Origin of the sequence: Mesorhizobium sp. M1A.F.Ca.IN.022.06.1.1, assembly GCF_003952605.1 — a bacterium.
Classification (GTDB): domain Bacteria; phylum Pseudomonadota; class Alphaproteobacteria; order Rhizobiales; family Rhizobiaceae; genus Mesorhizobium.
Genome location: NZ_CP034455.1, coordinates 5527527 through 5547470 on the forward strand (window position 1 = coordinate 5527527; position 19944 = coordinate 5547470).

Genomic DNA, 19944 nt, shown 5'->3' on the forward strand with positions numbered 1-19944 from the left:
CGCCGGATTACCCTGCCTTTCGGGCCGGCTCGGCGACCGGGGCCGCGGCAGGCCCGAACACGTCCTCGAAGGCGGATTTCAGCGCGAGATCGAGATCGGCCATGGTGACCGGAAGGCCGAGATCGACGAGGCTGGTCACGCCATGGTCCGAAACGCCGCAGGGCACGATGCCGCCGAAGTGGGAAAGCTCCGGCTCGACATTGATGGCAATGCCGTGAAAGCTCACCCAGCGCCTGAGCCTGATACCGATTGCGGCGATCTTGTCCTCGGCGGGCGTGCCGTCAGGCAGGGCAGGGCGATCCGGCCGCACCACCCAGACGCCGACGCGATCCTCGCGGCGCTCGCCGCGCACGTTGAAGGCGGCAAGCGTGCCGATGATCCACTCTTCGAGCGCGGCAACGAAGGCGCGAACATCCTCGCGCCGGCGCTTCAAGTCGAGCATGACATAGGCGACGCGCTGGCCGGGGCCGTGATAGGTGTATTCGCCGCCGCGTCCCGCGGCAAAGACCGGAAAGCGGTCAGGGTCGATGAGGTCCTCGATACGGGCGCTGGTGCCGGCGGTGTAGAGCGGCGGATGCTCGACCAGCCAGACCATCTCGCCGGCAGCGCCATTGCGGATGGCCTCGGCGCGCGATTCCATGAAGGCGAGCGCGTCGGGATAAGACGTCAGGCCGGGCTCGATGACCCACTCGACCGGCGCCGAACCGGGAAGGGGCAGGAACGACGTGGCGATCTGGCTGCGTTCTGTCATGGAACTTTCTCGATGCTCCCCTCATATGGCGGCAATTGGCTGAAACGTCCAGTTTCGCCCTGCCCGTGTCGAGGCTGTGGAGCATTGCGCCAGGAGCTTTGTCTGAGCATGTCGTTCTCCCAAAAACCGCCACGCACTTTTGGGCGACATGCATTAGCGAATATTCCGCACGGCACCCTTGTTTCGCCGGAAACGATTTGCTACAGGCCCCGGGCCGGACGGTTCCGGCTCCTACCACGTGCGGTCGTGGCGGAATTGGTAGACGCGCAGCGTTGAGGTCGCTGTGGGGCAACCCGTGGAAGTTCGAGTCTTCTCGACCGCACCATTCTCCCCCAAAAAGGCATTGCTTGGATGAGCCCGTGAGGTGGCGCGTCCGACGTCCTGCGGGCCAAAACAAAAGCGGCGCCAGATCCTGAGGACCGCACCGCCGCTTTGGGTTTCAAGCCCTTCAGTTCTGACAAAAAACCGGGCCTATCCCGTCCAGCCAAGGCCCGCCGAGATGCAATTGATCGAGACGAGCAGGGCGTCGGTCGTCCGCCTTCGATCCGCCGTGCCGGGACTGGTCCGAACCTCGCGCAGCAGATCGACCTGCAGGCGGTGGATGTCGTCCATCTGTCGCCGCAGATTGTCGAAACGCCGCTTGAACATCGGAAAGCGCGCGGAAAGATCGCCGCCGGTGAGGTCACCGATCAGGCGTCGCGTCAGCTCGTATTCGGCTCCGATGCGGCCGTAGATTCGCCAAGCTGCATCGGCGTCGGCTACCAGGCCGGCGTAGAGCTGCGCGATCTCCATGTCGGACTGGTAGAGCGTCTTCTCGGCCTCGTCGACGATCAGACGGAAGAAGCGCGAGCGCTCGAACATGCGGGCCAGAAGCTCGCGCCCGGCCTCGCCGCGCACCGTGACGAAGGCGTTCAGCGCGCTGCCGATGCCATACCAGCCGGTCAACAGATGACGGTTCTGGCTCCAGGCGAACACCCATGGAATGGCGCGCAGGTCGGCAATGCCGCTGGCGCCGAAACGGCGATCCGGCCGTGAGCCCATCTTCAGCAGCGCCAGTTCCGCAACGGGGCTCGCCTGGTTGAAATAATCGAGGAAGCCAGGCTCGGCCATCAACCGGGCATAGGATGCCTGCGACATGCCCGCCAGAGCCTCGAGCGCTTCGTCGAACTCCGGCGTTTCCTTCGGCCCGACATCAGCGGGCGATCCGACACTGTGGGCCAGAACGCCGGCGGCGAGAACCTCGAGCTGGTTGAGGCCGGTGCCGCGATTGGCGAATTTCGAAGATACGACCTCGCCCTGCTCGGTTACCCGCATCCTGCCGGCGACAGTGCCCGCCGGCTGCGCCGCGATCGCCCGGCCGGTCGGCGCGCCGCCACGGCTGACGGAGCCGCCGCGACCGTGAAAGAAACTGATCCTGACCTTGTGCTTGCGCCCGATCGCGGCAAGGCGCTTTTGCGCTTTCGCCAGTTCCCAATTGGAGGCGAGGAAGCCGCCGTCCTTGTTGGAATCCGAATAGCCAAGCATGATTTCCTGGCGCGCGCCAAAATCGCGCACAGTCCGCCGCACCAGCGAAACGCCGAGCAAATCATTCAGGACGGCAGGAGCGGCCTGCAGATCGGCGATGGTCTCGAACAATGGCACGATGCGCAGCCTGATCGTGCCGCTACTACCAGGGGCGGTCGAAAGTCCGCAATATTGCGCCAGCAGATAGACCGCGAGCAGGTCGTCGGCCGAGCGGGTCATGCTGAGCACGAACGAGCCAACGGCGTTGGCATCCGCGCCCGAATTGTGCTTGGCGATGACAGAGAATGTCGAAAGCAGTTCGGCCGCCTCAGGCGAGAGCCGGCCTGCGTCGATCTCCGGTTGCTCGCCCTGGCTGAGGCTTGAGCGGAGGTGCGCCGACCATCGCGGCGTGCCGGGTGCGACCGGGTCGGCGGGATCTAGCAGCGCAAGCAGCTCGGCCAGCACCCGGTTGACGACCGTGGAGTTCTGCCGGATGTCGAGCGAGACCGTACGGAAGCCGAAGCTTCCGGCTTGCCAGATGAGAGGCTGGACGAAGCGCCTGGCGACCGCGCGCCCACCGATCGCTTCGAGAACGGAAGACAGTGCGTTGAGATCGGCACGAAACGCTTCCGCCGAGAGATATGCCGCCGTGCCGCCGTCGCGCGTCGCCGCCAGCCGGGCAAGCATGGCCGAAGCGAATTGGCGAAGCGGTTCATCGAGGTTGCGGGCGGCAATCGCTTGCGCCTGCCCGCTTTTGTCAAGCGCGGCTTGCAGCACCGGCTTGAAGCTCGGCGGCAGGTCGATGACGTTGGAGCTGGCGCTGAGCACCGTCACCAGCCGCTGCACCTGCGTCAGATACCAGCCCACGGCAGTATTGCGGTATGCGGCCAGGGCATGAGCGGTGACTGCGGCCGTCACATTCGGATTGCCGTCGCGGTCGCCGCCGATCCACGAGGCATAGCGCATGAAGGACGGGATTCTGATCGGCTCTCCCGGATAGTGGCGCTCGAACGCGCCTTGAAGCTTGCCGTAGAGCTGCGGCGTTGCCTCGAAGATGACCTCGCGAAAGAAGTGCAGGCCCCAGGCGATTTCGCCCTCGACCGTCGGGCGCTCAAGTCGCAGCTCGCCCGTCATCCACAGAAGCTCGATCTCGCTTTCCAGATCGGCGACCAACAGGTCGCGTTCGCGCGGCGCCCAGCGCGGCTGGTCGAGCTCGGTCAACTTGCGATATATGCGGCGATGGATCTCCAGCACCGTGACGCGCTTGGCCTCCGTGGGGTGCGCGGTCATGGTCGGCCCGACACATAGCTCATCGAGCGTGGCCTGGACTTCCCCGCCGAGCGGCCGTTCGCCGCCATCTGCGCGACCACGCTGGCGAAAGACCCGGGCACCTCGTCGGCGCCCGCGCCTTGTTCGAGTTCGCGCCGCGCCCGCATGGCAAGCAACTCGTCGGCAATCGTCAGCAACTGGAACCACACGCCGCTCGCCTGAAGCGCCGGGATGCGCTGTTCCGCGGCGAGAGAGACAAGCGACCGACGCCCGCTCAGAACGGCGGCGACCTCGGGCTCACGAGCGCTTGCGACCTGAAGCAGCAGGCGCAACAGGAGGCTGCGCTCGTCCTCGCGAAATTTGATGCGTCTGCTCTGTTCCAAACCGCTTTCCTCGGCTGCATCGATTGCAACTGCAGCAGCGCCTTGAATGGAGGGCGGCGCCGGCTGTCAGGCGACCCGATCGGGGACGGGGCGGCCCTCGAAGAAGGCGGTCAGGTTCTCCACCACCTTCATGCCCATCGCCACCCGCGTTTCCTCGGTCGCGCTGCCGAGATGCGGCAACAGCACGACGTTCTCCAACTGCTTCAGCGCTTCCGGAACGGCGGGCTCGTCGGCAAAGACGTCGAGACCTGCACCTGCGATCTCGCGCCGTTGCAGTGCACCGATCAGGGCATCCTGGTCGACGACGTCGCCGCGCGCGGTGTTGATCAGGAAGGCGCCGCGTTTCATCAACCCCAGGCTTCGAGCATCGATGAGATGGCGGTTTTCCGCGCCGCCCGGACAGTGCAGCGAGACGAAATCGGATGCCGTAAGCACATCGTCCAAAGTCGGCAACTGCTCCGCGCCCATAGCGCGCGTCTCGTCATCATCGACCGGCGACCGGTTGAAGAATACGATCTTCATGCCGAAGCCGAAATGCGCGCGCCTGGCCGTCGCTTTGCCGATGCGCCCCATGCCGACAATACCCAAGGTCTTGCCCGACACTTTTGCCCCGGCCATGTGGGTCGGCGACCAGCCTCGCCACTCTCCGGCTCGCAGCTGCCGCTCGCCTTCGCCGGTGCGGCGCGCGACGGCCAGCATCAGGCTAAGCGCAAGGTCGGCGGTGCAATCCGTCAGCACGTCAGGCGTGTTGGTCACCACGATGTCGCGGTCGCGGGCTGCCGCGACATCGATATGGCTGAAGCCGACGCCGAAATTGGCGATGATGCGGGTGCGGGCGGCGTTCTCGGGAAATACCGCAACCGGCAAGCGGTCGCTGACCGTCGCCAGGATCGCGTCGAAATGCGCGAAGGCGCAAGTCATTGCGGCAGGGCTCAGCGGCTCGTCGCTGTCGTTGAACGTCGTGTCGAAGCGTTCGGCGAGGATCGCTTCGACGGCCGCCGGCCATCTGCGGGTGACAATCAAACGCGGTTTCATCGAGTTTCCTGCTGATCGACGGGCCGCCGCGACGTTTGCGGCGGCCCAGACTTCACATTTTGTGGACTATGCGGCCGTGGCCCGGCCGTCACGCCGCCTTCTTGGTCCGCGCCAGCGTGTCGGCCACGACCTCGCCGAAGGAGGCAGGCGTCGGCACGATGACGACGCCGGCGTCCTTCAGGATCTCGACCTTTTCCTGCGCCGACTCGCCGAAGGCGGAGATGATGGCGCCGGCATGGCCCATGCGGCGGCCCTTCGGCGCCGAGAGCCCGGCGATGTAGGCGATCAGCGGCTTTCGCATGTTGTCGCGCGCCCAGATCGCGGCCTCGGCTTCCTGTGGTCCGCCGATCTCGCCGATCATCACCACGGCGTCGGTGTCCTCGTCGCGCTCGAAGAGCTGAAGGATATCCTTGAAGGACGAACCATTGATCGGATCGCCGCCGATACCGACGCTGGTCGACACACCGATCCCCAACGCCTTCATCTGCGAGGCGGCCTCGTAGCCCAGCGTGCCCGAGCGCCCGACGATGCCGACGCGTCCGGGGAGATAGATGCTGCCGGGCATGATGCCCATCAGCGCCTGTCCGGGCGTGATGACGCCGGCGCAGTTCGGGCCGACGAGCCGCATGCGGTCTTCGAAGCGGTATCGGCGCATGTAGCGCTTCACCTGCATCATGTCCTGGGAGGGGATGCCGTCGGTGATGCAGACGCAAAGCTTAATGCCGGCGTCCGCCGCCTCCATGATCGAATCGGCGGCGAAGGGCGGCGGCACGAAGACGATGCTCGCCTCGGCGCGGGTCTCGCGCACAGCACCCTTGACGGTGTTGAAGACGGGCAGGCCGAGATGCGTCTGGCCGCCTTTGCCGGGGGTGACGCCGCCGACCAGCTTGGTGCCGTAGCGCTTCATGTCGTCGGCGTGGAAGCTGCCGATCTTGCCGGTGAAACCCTGGACGATGACGCGCGTGCTGCGGTTGAGCAGGATTGCCATTTCTCGACCTCCCTCAGGCTGCTTTCTTGTTCTTGGTGGCTTCGCGCCAGGCGGCGACGGCCTTTTCGGCGGCTTCGGCCAGCGTGTCGGCGACGATCACCGCCTCGCCGGAGTCGGCCAGGATCTTGCGTCCTTCCTCGACCTTGGTGCCGGAGAGGCGCACCACCAGCGGCACGTCGACGCCGACCTCGCGGATCGCCTTGATGACCCCTTCGGCGACCCAGTCACAGCGGTTGATGCCGGCGAAGATGTTGACCAGGATGGTCTCGACATTCTTGTCGCCGAGCACGGCGCGGAAGGATTTCGCCACCCGCTCGGGCGAAGCGCCGCCGCCGATGTCGAGGAAATTGGCCGGTTCGCCGCCGGCGATCTTGATCATGTCCATCGTCGCCATGGCAAGGCCTGCGCCGTTGATGATGCAGCCGATAACGCCGTCCAGCCCGACATAGGAGAGACCGCGATCGCTCGCAAAAGTCTCGCGCGGGTCTTCCTGGCTCTTGTCGCGCAGTTCCGAAATCTCCGGGCGACGGAACAGCGCGTTCTCGTCGAATGACATTTTGGCGTCGAGCGCGACGAGGCTGCCGTCGCGGGTCACCACCAGCGGATTGATCTCCAGCATCGAGGCGTCGTAGTCGCGGAACACCTGATAGCAGCCGAGGATGGTCTCGGTGGCCTTGCCGATCAGGTTGCTTTCAAGTCCGAGGCCGAAGGCGATCTCGCGCGCCTGGAAGCCCTGCATGCCGACGCCCGGATCGACGGCGGCGCGGATGATGGAATCCGGCTTCTTTTCGGAGATGTCCTCGATCTCCATGCCGCCGGCGGCCGATGCCACGATCATGACGCGCTCTTCCTTGCGGTCGAGCACGAAGCCGAGATAGAGCTCCTGCGCGATGTCGACGGCTTCCTCAAGATAGAGGCGCGAGATCAGCTTGCCGCGCGGGCCGGTCTGCTGGGTGACCAGCTTGCGGCCGAGCATTCCCTCAGCGGCGTTGGAGATCTCCTCGTCGTTGGAGCAGAGCTTGATGCCGCCGGCTTTGCCGCGCGCGCCGGAATGGACCTGCGCCTTCAGCACCCATTTCGAGCCGCCGATCTCGCGCGCCCGGTAGGTCGCCTGCTCGGGGCTGTAGGCAAGGCCGCCGCGCGGGACATGCACGCCGTGGCGGGCGAGCAGTTCCTTGGCCTGGTATTCGTGAATGTCCATCTTGTCCTCCCGGTAATCTAATGCGCTGCGCTATGCGCCTGGCTGGCGCGCTCGATCGCCTCGCTCACCACCAGAACATTGCGTGCCATGCGTTCCGAGGCAGCGTCGATCATCTTGCCGTCGAGCGCCGCCGCGCCCTTGCCGAGCGCCTCCGCTTCCTTGAGCACTTCAAGGATGCGGCGAGCGCGGGTGACCTCCTTTTCCGGCGGCGAGAACACGTCGTTGGCCAGAGCGATTTGCGACGGATGGATCGCCCATTTGCCTTCGATGCCGAGTGCGGCGGCGCGCCTGGCGGCTGCTGTGAAACCTTCGGGGTCGGAGAAATCGCCGAACGGTCCGTCGATGCCGCGCAAGCCATAGGCGCGGCAGGCGACAGTCATGCGCGACAGGGCGAAATGCCACTGATCGCCGGGATAGTCAGGGTTGAGGCCGCCGATGTTGACGGTGCGCGCCTTGTTGCTGGCGGCGTAATCGGCGACGCCGAAATGCATCGCTTCGAGCCGGCCGGGCGTGGCGGCGATCGCCTCGACATTGGCCATGCCGAGCGCGGTTTCGATCAGCGCTTCGAGACCGACCCGGGTCTTGAAACCCTTGGCCATCTCGATCTGGTTGACCATGGCCTCGACCATATAGAGGTCCGCCGGCACGCCGACCTTCGGCACTAGGATAGTGTCCAGCCGGTCGCCGGCCTGTTCCATGACGTCGACCACGTCGCGGTACATGTAGTGGGTGTCGAGGCCGTTGATGCGCACCGACACGGTCTTGCCCTTGGCGCGCCAATCGATGTCGTTCAGCGCCTGGATGATGTTCTTGCGCGCGCGCTCCTTGTCGGGCGGCGCCACCGCGTCCTCGATGTCGAGGAAGACGAAGTCGGCGGCGCTGTTCGCCGCCTTGTCGATCATTTCCGGGCTGGAGCCGGGAACCGCCAGCTCGCTGCGCTGGAGCCTGAGCTTCTTGAGGTGGTTGATGGTGTGGCTCATCGTCCGTTCCTCACGCCGCCTCGGCGACCGGCATTGCGGCCGTGCGCCGGAAATGCTCGATCGCAGCCGCCACGCCCGAGCCCGGCGCCAGGCGCACGCCGCAATCAAGCAGCGCCATTTCGGCCGCCGACAGCGAGGCGCAGACCATCACCTCGTTCAGCCAGCCGAGATGGCCGATGCGGAAGACCTTGCCGAAGACCTTGTTGAGGCCGCCGCCGAGCGATGTCTGATAGGTGCGGTAGGCACGCTTGACCACGTCGCCGCTGTCGATGCCTTCCGGCACCAGGATCGCGCTCACCGTATCGGAGTGCCATTGCGGCGCCTTGGCGCACAGCTTCAACCCCCAAGCGTCGACCGCCTTGCGCACGCCTTCGGCGAGGCGATGGTGGCGGGCGAAGATGTTGTCTAGCCCTTCCTCGGCGATCAGGTCGAGCGAGGCGCGCAGGCCGCGCAGCAGCTGCGTGGCGGGTGTGTAGGGGAAATAGCCGGCGTCGTTGGCGCGGATCATGTCATCGAAGGAGAAGTAGCAGCGCCGGTGGGTCGCGACTCGCGACGCCGCCAGCGCCTTCTTGCTGACCGACAGGAAGCCGAGGCCGGCGGGCAGCATGAAACCTTTCTGCGAGCCGCTTACCGCGCAGTCGACGCGCCATTCCTCCTGACGGAAGTCGATCGAGCCGATCGACGAGACGCCGTCGACGAAGAGGAGCGCTGGGTGGTTCACTGCATCGAGCACCGCGCGACAGCCGGCGACGTCGCTGGTAACGCCGGTGGCGGTCTCGTTTTGCGTGCAGAAGACCCCCTTGATCTGGTGCGCCTTGTCCGCCCGCAGCCTTTCGGCATAGAGGTCGAGCGGGACGCCGGTTCCCCATTCACAATCGATGACGTCGACGTCGAAGCCGAGGCGCTCGGCCATGTCGACCCACAGATGCGAGAACTGGCCGAAGCGCGACATAAGCACCCGGTCGCCCGGGTTGAGCACGTTGGTCATCGCCGCCTCCCAGGCGCCGGTGCCGGACGACGGATAGATGAAGACGCGGCCGGTCTCGTTCTTGAAAACCTTCTTGATGTCCTCGAACAGCGGGAGCGTGAGATTGGGGAAGGAGGCGGCGCGCATGTCTTCCATCGGCAGGTTCATCGCCTGCCGGACCTCTTCAGGAATGTTGGTGGGTCCAGGGATGAAAAGATGGGTAAACCCGGCCATGCGCAAACTCCTCCTGCGTTTTTGGGATGCTGGAGGAAGTTTCATGTCGATGGCGCCGAGCGACAACACCTTGCCGGGTAAGTTGTCGCCACGCGTGGGTAGGTCGAGCCTACCCGATCCGCCTACCCGAAAGGCGATTTGGAGCCGCGTCGCTTCTCGTTGGCATAGAGCGCGACAGCCATGGCGCGGTTGCGCACGTCAAGCTTGTCGTAAAGATTTTTGAGATGGTACTTCACCGTGTTCTCGGAGATCCCGGTGCGGGTCGCGATCTGGAGATTGGTCCAGCCATCGGAAAGCACCGCAAGCAATTCGCGCTCGCGCACGGTGAGTTGCGACAGCGGCGTATCGTTGACCTTGTTGATGTCGATGTAAGGGATGCAGATCCGCCCATGCGCGACCGCCAGGATCGTCTCGAATATGATCGAAGGATCGTCGAACTGAAAGCAATAGCCCTGGGCGCCGAGCCGCACGCACTGCTTCAGGATGCCGATGTCATGATCATTGGAAAAGACCGTGATGCGCAGGTCGAGCTTGCGGTTCTGGATTTCCGCCAGGACATCGGCGCCATCCATGTCGGCGAGCTTCCAGCCGATGACGGCGACGTCGAACCTGGTGTTCGCCGCCAATTCCAGGAATTGCTTGCCGCTCGGCACGGAGCTCAACAGCTCGAAACGCCCGTCGCATTCCAGCATCTCGCGAAGCGCAGACACGACAAGCGGATTGCGCTCGGCGACGATAACACGCACGCGCTGCTCGCCAACTGCTTCGTTCGTTTTCCGGGACTTGAGGTTCAAGGCCTGCCGATTGTCCTGTCGATCTTGCCGATCCACCTGGACCTGCATCATGGCAATTCTGCCCCAACAGCAAAAGGGCGCTCTTTCCGCAGCGACATGCGCTGTCGCGGCGGCTGAACCCGCAAATGCGGCGCGACCCGCCTTTACCGGGAGGCGTCGCGGGGACATTTCTCTGAGTATTCCGCGCGCTACGGCTATATTTTCTCAGGACGAATCGTGTCTCGACCCTATCTGCCGCATAAGCATCGGATTTCCCGAAATGCGGTTTCCACTTTTCGGGCTCATGCTCTAGACCTGATTCACACCCTTTCCGGATTGCTGTTGGCGGGAGGCGCTGGTGGAAGGCCAGGACAGAGAGACGACCGGCGCCAGAACCGTCGAGGAAGGCGGCGCCGACATCTATGGCGAGGACGGCGCCGTCCGTTCTGCCTTCCTTGCGCAGATCGGCGCGGCCATCGCCGATCGCGACACGCTCATCTTAAAACGCGAAGTCGACGACCTGCATCAGTCGGAACTCGGCGATCTGCTGGAAGCACTCCATCCCGAGCAGCGCCGCGCGCTGGTCGAATTGCTTGGCTCGGATTTCGACTTTTCGGCGCTGACCGAGGTCGACGAGGCGATCCGGCTCGACATCGTCGACAATTTGCCCAACGAGCAGATCGCGCAGGCGGTGCAGGAACTTGATTCCGACGACGCCGTCTACATCCTGGAAGACCTCGACCAGGAGGACCAGGACGAGATCCTGTCGCAACTGCCGTTCACCGAGCGCATCCGGCTGCGGCGCGCGCTCGACTATCCGGAAGAGACGGCCGGCCGGCGCATGCAGACCGAGTTCGTCGCCGTGCCGCCGTTCTGGACCATCGGCCAGACGATCGACTACATGCGCGAGGACAAGAACCTTCCCGATCGCTTCAGCCAGATCTTCGTCATCGACCCGAGCTTCAAACTGCTCGGTGCCATCGATCTCGATCAGATCCTGCGCACCAAGCGCGCGGTGAAGGTCGAGGAGGTGATGCATGAGACGCGCCATGCCATCCCCGCCACCATGGACCAGGAAGAGGCGGCGCGGGAATTCGAGCAATACGACCTGCTCTCGGCCGCCGTGGTCGACGAGAACGAGCGTCTGGTCGGCGTGCTCACCATCGACGACGTGGTCGACGTCATCCAGCAGGAGGCCGAGGAGGACCTTCTGCGCATGGGCGGTGTCGGCGACGAAGAGCTATCCGACACCGTGCTTGCGACCTCGCGATCGCGCGTGCCGTGGCTGCTCGTCAATCTGGTCACGGCGTTCCTCGCGGCCTCGGTGATTGGCCTGTTCGACCAGACCATCGAGCATATCGTTGCGCTCGCTGTGCTGATGCCGATCGTCGCCGGCATGGGCGGCAATGCCGGCTCCCAGACGATGACCGTCACCGTGCGGGCGCTGGCGACCAGGGATCTGGACATCTACAACGCCGCCCGGATCATCCGCCGTGAGGTGGGAGTGGGCTTCATCAACGGCATCGTCTTTGCGGTGCTGATCGGCATGGTTGCTGGACTGTGGTTCCATGACCCCAACCTGGGGGGAATTATCGCGGCGGCGATGATCATCAACATGTTCGCGGCGGCCCTGGCAGGCATTCTCATCCCGCTGCTGCTCGACCGCTTCAAGATCGACCCGGCGGTAGCCTCCGCCGTCTTCGTCACGACGGTCACCGACTGCGTCGGCTTCTTTGCCTTCCTCGGATTGGCCACGTGGTGGTTTGGCGTTCCCTGAGACAGTGCTATAATTGACTTTTACGTAAATGCCGTGCGAGGTTGCCCTGGGGCCACGTGCCGAATCTGGCATAGACGGGGTTGATTAGAGAAGGGCGACGCTTCTGCGTGGCGATGCCTGGACGTTTGGGCGTGGGAGCGAGAATGCGGGAATATTACACGATCACCGAGCTGACGCGCGAATTCGACGTGTCGACCCGGACGTTGCGGTTCTATGAGGACGAGGGGCTGGTGCAGCCGATCCGGCGCGGGCGCACGCGGCTGTTTCGCCCGTCCGACCGGCATCTGATCCGCCAGATCATGCGCGGCAAGCGGCTCGGCTTCTCGATCGCCGAGATCCGCGAAATCATCCAGATGTACAAGGAACCGCCCGGCGAGGTCGGCCAGCTCAAGCTGATGATCAAGCGCATCGAGGAAAAGCGCGAGGACCTGCGCCAGAAACGGCGCGACCTCGAGGAGACGCTTGCCGAGCTCGACCAGGCCGAGGAGTCCTGCGTGGAGCGGTTGGCGGAGCTGGGCGTGAACACGTAGCCCGCTGACAGCCAAAGAATTCAGCTAGGCTAACCGTCGCAGACGTTCGAGATTGGCCGGAGCTTTCGAACTTCGTCATCCCACGGCGGAGCAGCCGCGAAGCGGCGTCGCGGCTTGCTTCGCCCTAGGATGTCACGGATGCTTCTGCTAATCGCCGAGGTGCGGGCCTGCTCGCACCCAGCAACCTTCATTGTCGATACAGCCTCAGATCCAGCGCCGGACCCGCTTGGCGTAATCGCGGTATTTCTTGCCGAACTTTGCCGCCAGTATCTTTTCCTCCTTTTCGATCGCCATTTTCTGCGTCGCGAAGGCAGCGAGGAAGGCAAACAGCAGGAACCATACGATACCGGTGATGAAGGAGACGCCGATCAACAGCAGCGTATTGGCGAGATACATTGGGTTGCGGGTGATGCCGAAGGGCCCCGATGTCACCAGATGGTCGGGCTCGGCATTGGGATTGAGCGTCGTCCTGGCGCGCACCATCGCGCGGATCGCGGTAACCCAGAGCGCTGCCACGCCAAAGAGCGCTACCCAGCCGGCGCCGACGAGGATAGCGCCGAATATGTCCCCGATCCAGGGCAGCGGGTAGAGCATGCCGAGCACGACGCTCAGTGCGATCGCCACGACATAGATCACAGGTGGCCAGGGGATGATCCCGTGTCCGGGCTTTGCGATGCCTGTCATTGCTGCCCTCCTTCCATCTCGTCCTCGGTCGCGGCGGTACAAGTGCTCGCCAGATCGGCCAGATGCGATTTCCAGGCGCTGGACTGGTCGTTGCTGTAGAGCTTGTCGAGAGACCCTTCGCCCTTCAGCGTGTCCAGCATGCAGCCACAATAGCTGGAACAGAACTTGCTGTCCCGTTGCTGTTCGCACTGCGCCTGGCAAGCCGACAGGAAACCAGCGTCCTTGTCTTGTGGCGCGGCCGGCATGGCCTGCGAGAACAGCCACACCGCGCCGAACAGAAGCGGCTGGTGGATGAGATAGAAGGCGAGGCTGTGCCGGCCGATGAAAGTCAGCGGGGTCGACCAGCGGCCGGGCATCCAGGTCGCCAGCCGGGCGAGAAGCCCGGATGCCGAAGCGAGCTTGACGACCGCGATGCCGGCAAGCACTGCGCCGAACCAGGGAAACAGCGGCACATAGTCGTTCGAGCGCGGGTTGGTCGGCGACAGCCCGACCCACCACAGCGCCGGATGGTCGAAGACTTCCGACCGCAGATAATAAGGCGCCGCAATCACGGCCGCGGCGACGATCGCCGTCAGCAATGTCGGCAGCCTGAGAAAAGCCAGGCCGAGCAGGCTTGCCAGCGCGATCTCGTGCAGGATGCCGAAGAAGATGAAGCCGTCCGGCGTGGCGATATAGGTGACGACCGAGATGGCGATCGCCGCACCCGCAACCATCGCAAAGCGCTTCCAGAAGCCAGGCCAACGGATATGGCGGCCATGTGCGAGGAACAGGCTGACACCGACCAGGAACAGAAAAGTCGAGGCGATGCAGCGGGCGTAGAGCTTCCACCAACCGAAGGCGGTGAGGCCCGGCGAGGTGTAGCCGAAGTTTTCGAGATCCCAGGTGAAATGATAGCTCGCCATCGCGATCAGCGCGATGCCGCGCAGGACGTCGATGGCGACGATGCGGCCGTGTTTCGGCGCGTCTTGAACGGCGACGCCGGTCGTCTGAAGGGTCATTGATCTCGCAATCCGATTCAGTCGTGCCAAACGACTATCACGGTTCGGGCGAACAACAGAGGGTGGATCGGCTGCTGCCATTCAGGCGGCATGGCAAGCCGCTTTAGGCCAGCGGCGGAAAGCCTCTGGCCGGCTTCGCTTTTCGGCCTCTCGGAGTCGGTTTCCTGCTACCGGTCCGCGACTGGTCCGGCCAGATTTGGCGAGCGATTCACTTTTCGGAGGGCCGATGTCCACCCATGTGCGCCATCCGATCTGGCTTCCGGCTCTCAGGCCCGCCGATGCGCGCACCTTCGCTTCGCTCTATGCGGTCGAATCCTTTGCTCGCGCCACCATCTCCAGCGTCATCCCGATCCAGGCCTACGAAATCCTGCACAACGAGCAGATCGTCTCGATCCTCTACACCATCGTGTCGCTGCTCGGGCTGTCGGTGACGCTGTTCATGCCGATGCTGATCCGCCGCTTCGCGCGGCGCTGGGTCTACACGGCCGGCTGCCTGATGCTGGCGATCGGCTCGGTGTTCTTCGTTACCCACACGCTGCCGGGACAACTCGCCGGGATGCTGTGCCGTGTCATGGGGGCGAGCGCGCTGTCCATCACGCTTAACCTCTACATCATGGACCATATCCGCAAGACCGACTTCATGCAGGCGGAATCGCTGCGCATGGCTTGGTCGATGTTCGCCTGGACCGGCGGGCCGACGCTCGGCATTTTCCTCTATACGCGCTTCGGGATTTATGCCGCAAACGGCGCGGTCGTGGCTTTCGCGCTGGCGCTGCTGGCGTTGTTCTGGACCTATCGGCTGGGCGACAACCCTTCGATCCGTCCCGGCAAGAGCCGTCCGATCAACCCGCTCGCCAATATCGGCCGCTTCGTCGCGCAGCCGCGGTTGCGCCTCGCGTGGCTGATCGCCTTCGGGCGCTCGTGTTTCTGGACGACCTTCTTCGTCTATGGCCCGCTGTTCATGGTGATCACGGGCGAGGGCAAGCTTGCCGGCGGGCTGCTGGTTTCGGCCGGCAATGCGCTTCTGTTCATGGCGATCTTCTGGGTCAGGGCGGGAAAGCGCTTCGGCGGCCGTCGGACCATGGCTTTCGCCTATTTCGCCATGGCGGCGATGCTCTTCGTGGCCGGCGGCGTCGGCGCCGCCGCGCCGCTGCTCACCGCCGCCTTCCTGCTCGGCGGCGCCTTGTTCACCATTGCGCTCGACGCGCTGGGCTCGACAGCCTTCATGCGCTCAGTGCGTTCCTATGAACGAGCGCAGATGGCGGCTGTCTACCGAACCTATCTCGATTTCTCCGAGCTGACGCCGCCGCTGGTCTATTCGGTGGTGCTCTCCTTCTTCGGTCTCGGCTCGGTGTTCGTCACGCTCGGCCTGTTGGCCGCCTTCTGTGGCTTCTTCACCTGGCGCTATCTGCCGAAGTCGTTTTGACCGGCTGCAACGCGGCATGGCGCCCACGCACCCACTCGTGGAAGCGGCGCAAATCGTACTCCTCGGGCATCAGCACGCCGGCCTGGTGGCGGATCGAGTGCATGCCCTTCTGGTTGATCTCGCAGATCGCGGCGTCCTCCTCCAGCACCTGCGCGCCGAAGGCGACGATGTTGTCGATATCGGTTTGTGCCAGGGCATCGGGCGCGAACAGCCATTCGGCGGTGAGTTCCGTCTGCTCCGGCCCGAGCGGGGCGAGACGCACCGTGCGGACATAGTCGACATGGCCGACGACGAACATCGAGGGCAGCGAGGTAGCGTAGGTCTGGCCGGCGGCTCGCTCGGCCGGCGTCAGCCCGGCAAAGACCGGCCCATGGACGCGTCCGTCGCGCGACCAGGTCTCGGCGCCGGCGCGTAGGCCGCCGGAAAACTCCGGAGCATCATTATCCGCATAGCGCGCCCATTCCGGATCGTCATGCCTCGCCATCAGGCCGCGCCCATAGATCGGCACCAGCCGCGACAGGTCCTTGTGCACGCCCGGGCAATGCAGGCATTCGTTGAAGTTCTCCCAGAAGATTTTCCAGTTGCAGTTCATCACCTTGGTGAGCCGGTGCCCGGGGACGAGCGTCTCCAGCGGCCAGTTCGAAAGATCGCGGGAGGCGGAGTCGAAGGAGGCTTCCCCCGAGCCATCGGGATCCTCTGCGAGATTGATGAAGACGAAGCCGCGCCACACTGACAGCGCCACCCGGTAGAGCGGATAATTTTCCTTGTCGAAGCCTTCGGGCAGCGATTTCGATGGGACACGGACGAGATCGCCGCGCAGCGAATAGGACCAGGCGTGGTAGGGGCAGGTGAGCAGCCTTGCCTTCAGCCGCCCTTCGCTTTCCAGGCAGAGCTGCGAGCCGCGATGCCGGCAGGTGTTGTGGAAGGCGCGCAAGCTCCCGGCCTCGTCGCGCAGCACGACGACCTCCTGCGAGCCGATACGCGCGGTTCGAAAGGCAAGAGGTTCCGCGAGATCGGCTTCGCGGCAAACCATGAGCCAGCTCCGATACCAGATCGCTTCGAGATCGAGCCGGTAAGCGTCGGCTTCCCGATAGGCGCTTGCAGGCAACGTCGGCTCGAGGCTGGTGAGGCCATTGTAGCGGCTGTGTTCGCTAGGATTTGGCTGCATGAGCGGCTCCCCTTGGCTGATGACAGCCGACACCCGGGCAGGACCGTTGTCAATTGCGCGGCCATTGTCGCTTCCGGGTGCTGCCCTTAAGGTCACTTCGTAATCGCCTGCGGTTTCGCCGGCTGCCCAGGATTGCAAAGTATGCCTGCAAGAACGATGTCGCTGACCGTGGAACTGGTCGCCCGCTGTTTTCGCGCGGTCGATGACCCGGGGCCCGACCCGGATGCCGAGCATCTCGTGGACAGCGACTATGAAGCCATGCTGGATGCATTCGAGGCCGAGCTACCTGCAACCGAGCCTCTCTGGCTGTTCGGCTACGGCTCGCTGATCTGGAAACCGGAAATCGAGCATTTTGAGGAGCGCGTCGCCGTGGCTCGCGGCTGGCATCGCTCCTTCTGCATGAAGATGACGCGCTGGCGCGGCACCAAGCAAAGCCCCGGCCTGATGATGGCGCTGGATCGTGGCGGCCAATGCAAGGGCGTTGCTTTCCGCCTGAACGGTGGTGACCGCCGGCAGGCGCTGGACAGGCTTTTTCGCCGCGAGATGACGCTGAAGCCGACCAGCTACCGGCCGCGCCTGCTGCAACTCGCAACCGACAAGGGGCCGTTGAGAGCGCTTGCCTTCGTCATCAATCGCAAAGGCACGACCTATGCCGGCCCACTCAACGAAGACGAGGTGGTCGAAAGGCTGGCGACCTCGTGCGGCCACTGGGGTTCAGGCGCCGACTATCTCTACAACACGGTGAAGAACCTCGAACAGCGCGGTATTCACGACCGCCATTTGTGGCGATTGCAGAAGCTCGTCGCCGAGCGGATCGCCGGATCTTAGTCCGAAACCGGTGCCGCAATCACGCTGCGGCGTGACGGAATTTGGTTTGCCGGTCGCGACGATTCTGCCTATAGTCGCTGGCGTCGTCGGTTCCGTTTTTGGAGCCAAGAGGGAATGCGGTGAGGGTGGAGTCTTTGCCCTAAGCCGTGGCTGCCCCCGCAACTGTGTGCGGTAGTCCTCTCCATAGACCACTGAGGTTTGTCCTCGGGAAGGTGGGGAAGGGTGCGAATCCGCGAGCCAGGAGACCTGCCGGCGACAGGAAAGTTGACTTCGATGCCCTCGGGTGGAGGGCGAAAGGACAAGACATGAATACCGCTTCCGTCGCCCTCGGCGCCTCCGTCTCCTCGCAGTCGCGCATCATGCAGCTGGCTCTCGCCGCGCTGCTCGGCATTTTCGTCGTCGGTTTCGTCGGCTTCTCGCACATCGATGCGATCCACAACGCTGCCCACGACTATCGTCACTCGATGGCTTTTCCCTGCCACTGACGAAGGCCCGATATCATGAATCTGTTTCGCAACGTCGTGTTCGTCGCGGCGATCGCAGGGCTCGTGGCGGGCATCGCGCTTGCCTGCATGCAGGCCTATGCGACAGTGCCGCTGATCCTCAAAGCGGAAGTCTATGAAAAGGCGGGCGGCGGTCATCACCACGACCATGCCGCCAACACTGGAACTGGCACTGCCATGAGCTCGGCCGAACCGGCGGGCAATGCGATGAGCAGCGCCGCTCCTGCGTCGACGGAAGCGGCGGCTCCGACCGAGGACGAGGGCTGGGCTCCGGCCGACGGCTTCGAGCGCTTCGCCTTCAACGTTGTCGCAAACATCGTCACCGGCATCGGCTTCGCACTGATCCTGGTCGCGGTGTCGGAATTCGCCGGTGGCATCGGCAGCTGGCGCCAGGGCGTGTTCTGGGGCCTTGCCGGTTTTGCGGTTTTCACGCTCGCGCCCGGCCTCGGCCTGCCGCCGGAACTGCCGGCCATGCCGGCGGCGGAACTTCTGCCGCGCCAGATCTGGTGGATTTCGACGGTGGCCGCAACCGCGGTCGGCCTTGGATTGATCGCCTTTCGCAAGTCGCTGCCCTTGGCAATTCTGGCGGTCGTGCTGATCGTCGCTCCGCACGTAGTCGGCGCGCCGCAGCCCGTCAGCTTCGAGACGGCGATTCCCGAGGGGCTGCACCATCAGTTCGTGGTGGCGGTGACCCTCACCGATCTGGTCTTCTGGCTGGTGCTCGGTGCGGCCGTCGGTGTGGTGCGCGGGCGCATCACCGGTACATCGACCAGCCTGCGCGACAGCTTTGCCTGATCGCGCGGACGGCCATCTGACCTTCATCATCGGCGGTGCGCGCTCCGGCAAGAGCGCGCATGCCGAGTGCCTGGTGGCGGCAAGCCCGTCGCCTTGGGCCTATATCGCCACCGCGCAGGCCTATGACGAGGAGATGCGCGAGCGCATCGCGCTGCATCGCTCGCGCCGCGGCAAAGGCTGGGTCACCGTCGATGCGCCGCTCGACCTGGTCGGCGCGCTCGACGCCTTGCCCGATCACCAGCCGGTGCTTATCGATTGCCTGACATTGTGGCTGAGCAATCATATGCTGGCGGACCACGATATCGAGGCCGAGTGCCGGCGGCTCTCGGATGTGCTTTCGCAGCCGCGCGGACCGTGGTTTGTGGTGTCTAACGAAGTCGGGCTCGGCATCGTGCCGGACAATGCGCTGGCGCGCCGGTTCCGCGACGCCGCCGGGCGGCTCAATCAGCAGGTCGCGGCTGTCGCCGACAGCGTGCTGATGATGGTGGCGGGGCTGCCGCTCAAGGTGAAGTGACATGGGCGAGATCAAAGACACGATCATCGACGACAAGGATGCCGAACGCCATCGAGCCAAGATGGCCAAGCGCAAGGCGGTGCAGGATGCCGAGGTGGCCGGCAAGACGATCGAGAAGGGACTGCTGATCGTCAATACGGGGCCGGGCAAGGGCAAGACCACGGCTGCGTTCGGCCTGGCGCTGAGGATGCTCGGCTACGGCAAGCGCGTCGGCGTCGTCCAGTTCATCAAAGGCAAATGGCACACGGGCGAGAAGGATGCCTTCGCCGCCTTTGGCGATCGCGTCGTCTGGCACGCGATGGGCGAGGGCTTCACCTGGGAGACGCAGGACCTGAAGCGCGACATTGCCGCCGCCGAGGCTGCCTGGGCGAGGGCGCTCGAGCTGATTGCCGACCCGTCGATCAGCCTCGTGGTCCTCGACGAGCTCAACATCGCTCTGCGCTACGACTATCTCGAGCTGGAAAAGGTGGTCGCGGCGCTGAAGGCGCGTCGCGAGGGCCTGCATGTCGTCGTCACCGGCCGCAATGCTAAGCCGTTGCTTGTGGAGGCCGCCGATCTCGTCACCGAGATGGGGCTGACCAAGCACCATTTCGCGGCCGGTGTGAAGGCGCAGCAGGGGATTGAATTCTGAGGCGCC

General features: G+C 64.4%; 20 protein-coding genes, 1 tRNA gene and 1 riboswitch. Of the genes, 9 read left to right on the top strand and 12 right to left on the bottom strand.

All coding sequences use genetic code 11. The features are described 5' to 3' along the window. Window positions 1-7 precede the first annotated feature (7 nt). Entirely contained in the window at window positions 8-751 is a 744-nt protein-coding gene (lipB, locus tag EJ078_RS26260; RefSeq protein WP_095780840.1) for a lipoyl(octanoyl) transferase LipB, read from the bottom strand. Between the two features lie 240 nt (window positions 752-991). On the opposite strand from lipB, the gene EJ078_RS26265 reads away from it, so the two are divergent. Beyond that, window positions 992-1076 (top strand) — tRNA-Leu (locus tag EJ078_RS26265). Between the two features lie 146 nt (window positions 1077-1222). Here EJ078_RS26265 and EJ078_RS26270 read toward each other — a convergent pair. The 8 genes from EJ078_RS26270 to EJ078_RS26300 form a co-directional block, all read right to left on the bottom strand. Continuing rightward, complete coding sequence (locus EJ078_RS26270; protein WP_245458951.1) at window positions 1223-3544, bottom strand: phosphoenolpyruvate carboxylase; 2322 nt, start codon at window positions 3542-3544, stop codon at window positions 1223-1225. Beyond that, window positions 3541-3906 (bottom strand): hypothetical protein, encoded by a 366-nt coding sequence (locus EJ078_RS30565; protein ID WP_245458953.1) that lies wholly within the window; start codon window positions 3904-3906, stop codon window positions 3541-3543. Before EJ078_RS30565 ends, EJ078_RS26270 begins: the two co-directional genes overlap by 4 nt. 66 nt (window positions 3907-3972) lie before the next feature. Continuing rightward, window positions 3973-4941, bottom strand: coding sequence for a D-glycerate dehydrogenase (locus EJ078_RS26275; protein ID WP_127216998.1), 969 nt, complete (start codon window positions 4939-4941; stop codon window positions 3973-3975). Window positions 4942-5029: 88 nt separating this feature from the next. Next, window positions 5030-5929: a succinate--CoA ligase subunit alpha gene (gene sucD / locus EJ078_RS26280; RefSeq protein WP_067001220.1), complete on the bottom strand. Its 900-nt coding sequence runs from the start codon at window positions 5927-5929 to the stop codon at window positions 5030-5032. Window positions 5930-5942: 13 nt separating this feature from the next. Next, window positions 5943-7130: a malate--CoA ligase subunit beta gene (locus EJ078_RS26285; protein WP_127403341.1), complete on the bottom strand. Its 1188-nt coding sequence runs from the start codon at window positions 7128-7130 to the stop codon at window positions 5943-5945. 17 nt (window positions 7131-7147) lie between these two features. After that, complete coding sequence (locus tag EJ078_RS26290) at window positions 7148-8110, bottom strand: CoA ester lyase (protein ID WP_127403342.1); 963 nt, start codon at window positions 8108-8110, stop codon at window positions 7148-7150. A 10-nt stretch (window positions 8111-8120) separates the two neighbouring features. Next, window positions 8121-9311 carry an aminotransferase class V-fold PLP-dependent enzyme gene (locus EJ078_RS26295; protein ID WP_127215868.1) on the bottom strand — a complete coding sequence of 397 codons (1191 nt, stop codon included), beginning with the start codon at window positions 9309-9311 and terminating at the stop codon, window positions 8121-8123. Between the two features lie 122 nt (window positions 9312-9433). Then, on the bottom strand, window positions 9434-10057 hold the full coding sequence (locus EJ078_RS26300) for a response regulator transcription factor (RefSeq protein WP_067329607.1): 624 nt from the start codon (window positions 10055-10057) through the stop codon (window positions 9434-9436). A 385-nt stretch (window positions 10058-10442) separates the two neighbouring features. Between EJ078_RS26300 and mgtE the strand changes: the two genes are divergently transcribed. Together mgtE and EJ078_RS26310 are read left to right on the top strand one after the other, a co-directional pair. Then, on the top strand, window positions 10443-11861 hold the full coding sequence (gene mgtE, locus EJ078_RS26305; protein WP_067329211.1) for a magnesium transporter: 1419 nt from the start codon (window positions 10443-10445) through the stop codon (window positions 11859-11861). A 143-nt stretch (window positions 11862-12004) separates the two neighbouring features. Then, entirely contained in the window at window positions 12005-12391 is a 387-nt protein-coding gene (locus EJ078_RS26310; RefSeq protein ID WP_040969921.1) for a MerR family DNA-binding transcriptional regulator, read from the top strand. A 204-nt stretch (window positions 12392-12595) separates the two neighbouring features. Here the strand turns inward: EJ078_RS26310 and EJ078_RS26315 are convergent, their stop codons facing one another. Together EJ078_RS26315 and EJ078_RS26320 are read right to left on the bottom strand one after the other, a co-directional pair. Then, window positions 12596-13075, bottom strand: coding sequence for an isoprenylcysteine carboxylmethyltransferase family protein (locus EJ078_RS26315; RefSeq protein WP_067329213.1), 480 nt, complete (start codon window positions 13073-13075; stop codon window positions 12596-12598). Next, window positions 13072-14073: a DUF1624 domain-containing protein gene (locus tag EJ078_RS26320; protein WP_095825698.1), complete on the bottom strand. Its 1002-nt coding sequence runs from the start codon at window positions 14071-14073 to the stop codon at window positions 13072-13074. The genes EJ078_RS26315 and EJ078_RS26320 overlap by 4 nt, the downstream gene beginning before the upstream one ends. A gap of 226 nt (window positions 14074-14299) precedes the next feature. Here EJ078_RS26320 and EJ078_RS26325 point away from each other — a divergent pair, with 226 nt between their 5' ends. Further along, the gene (locus EJ078_RS26325) at window positions 14300-15499 is read left to right on the top strand and encodes an MFS transporter (RefSeq protein WP_127403343.1); all 1200 of its coding nucleotides are present in this window, start codon (window positions 14300-14302) and stop codon (window positions 15497-15499) included. On the opposite strand, the gene EJ078_RS26330 is transcribed toward EJ078_RS26325, so the two are convergent. Further along, window positions 15468-16667, bottom strand: a complete 1200-nt coding sequence (locus tag EJ078_RS26330) for an aromatic ring-hydroxylating dioxygenase subunit alpha (protein ID WP_127215867.1) — start codon at window positions 16665-16667, stop codon at window positions 15468-15470. The genes EJ078_RS26325 and EJ078_RS26330 overlap by 32 nt on opposite strands. 141 nt (window positions 16668-16808) lie before the next feature. Here EJ078_RS26330 and EJ078_RS26335 point away from each other — a divergent pair, with 141 nt between their 5' ends. The 5 genes from EJ078_RS26335 to cobO all read left to right on the top strand — a co-directional run bounded on the left by EJ078_RS26335 (window position 16809) and on the right by cobO (window position 19938). Then, window positions 16809-17495 carry a gamma-glutamylcyclotransferase gene (locus EJ078_RS26335; protein WP_095825697.1) on the top strand — a complete coding sequence of 229 codons (687 nt, stop codon included), beginning with the start codon at window positions 16809-16811 and terminating at the stop codon, window positions 17493-17495. A 70-nt stretch (window positions 17496-17565) separates the two neighbouring features. Further along, window positions 17566-17764: riboswitch (cobalamin riboswitch) on the top strand. A gap of 36 nt (window positions 17765-17800) precedes the next feature. After that, a complete protein-coding gene (locus EJ078_RS26340) occupies window positions 17801-17980 on the top strand; it encodes a CbtB domain-containing protein (protein ID WP_067329221.1) in 180 nt (59 codons plus the stop codon). Window positions 17981-17995: 15 nt separating this feature from the next. Continuing rightward, window positions 17996-18793, top strand: coding sequence for a CbtA family protein (locus EJ078_RS26345; RefSeq protein ID WP_127215866.1), 798 nt, complete (start codon window positions 17996-17998; stop codon window positions 18791-18793). Further along, window positions 18786-19307, top strand: a complete 522-nt coding sequence (gene cobU / locus EJ078_RS26350; RefSeq protein WP_095829790.1) for a bifunctional adenosylcobinamide kinase/adenosylcobinamide-phosphate guanylyltransferase — start codon at window positions 18786-18788, stop codon at window positions 19305-19307. Before EJ078_RS26345 ends, cobU begins: the two co-directional genes overlap by 8 nt. A 1-nt stretch (window position 19308) precedes the next feature. Further along, entirely contained in the window at window positions 19309-19938 is a 630-nt protein-coding gene (gene cobO / locus EJ078_RS26355) for a cob(I)yrinic acid a,c-diamide adenosyltransferase (protein WP_066999565.1), read from the top strand. Window positions 19939-19944 lie beyond the last annotated feature (6 nt).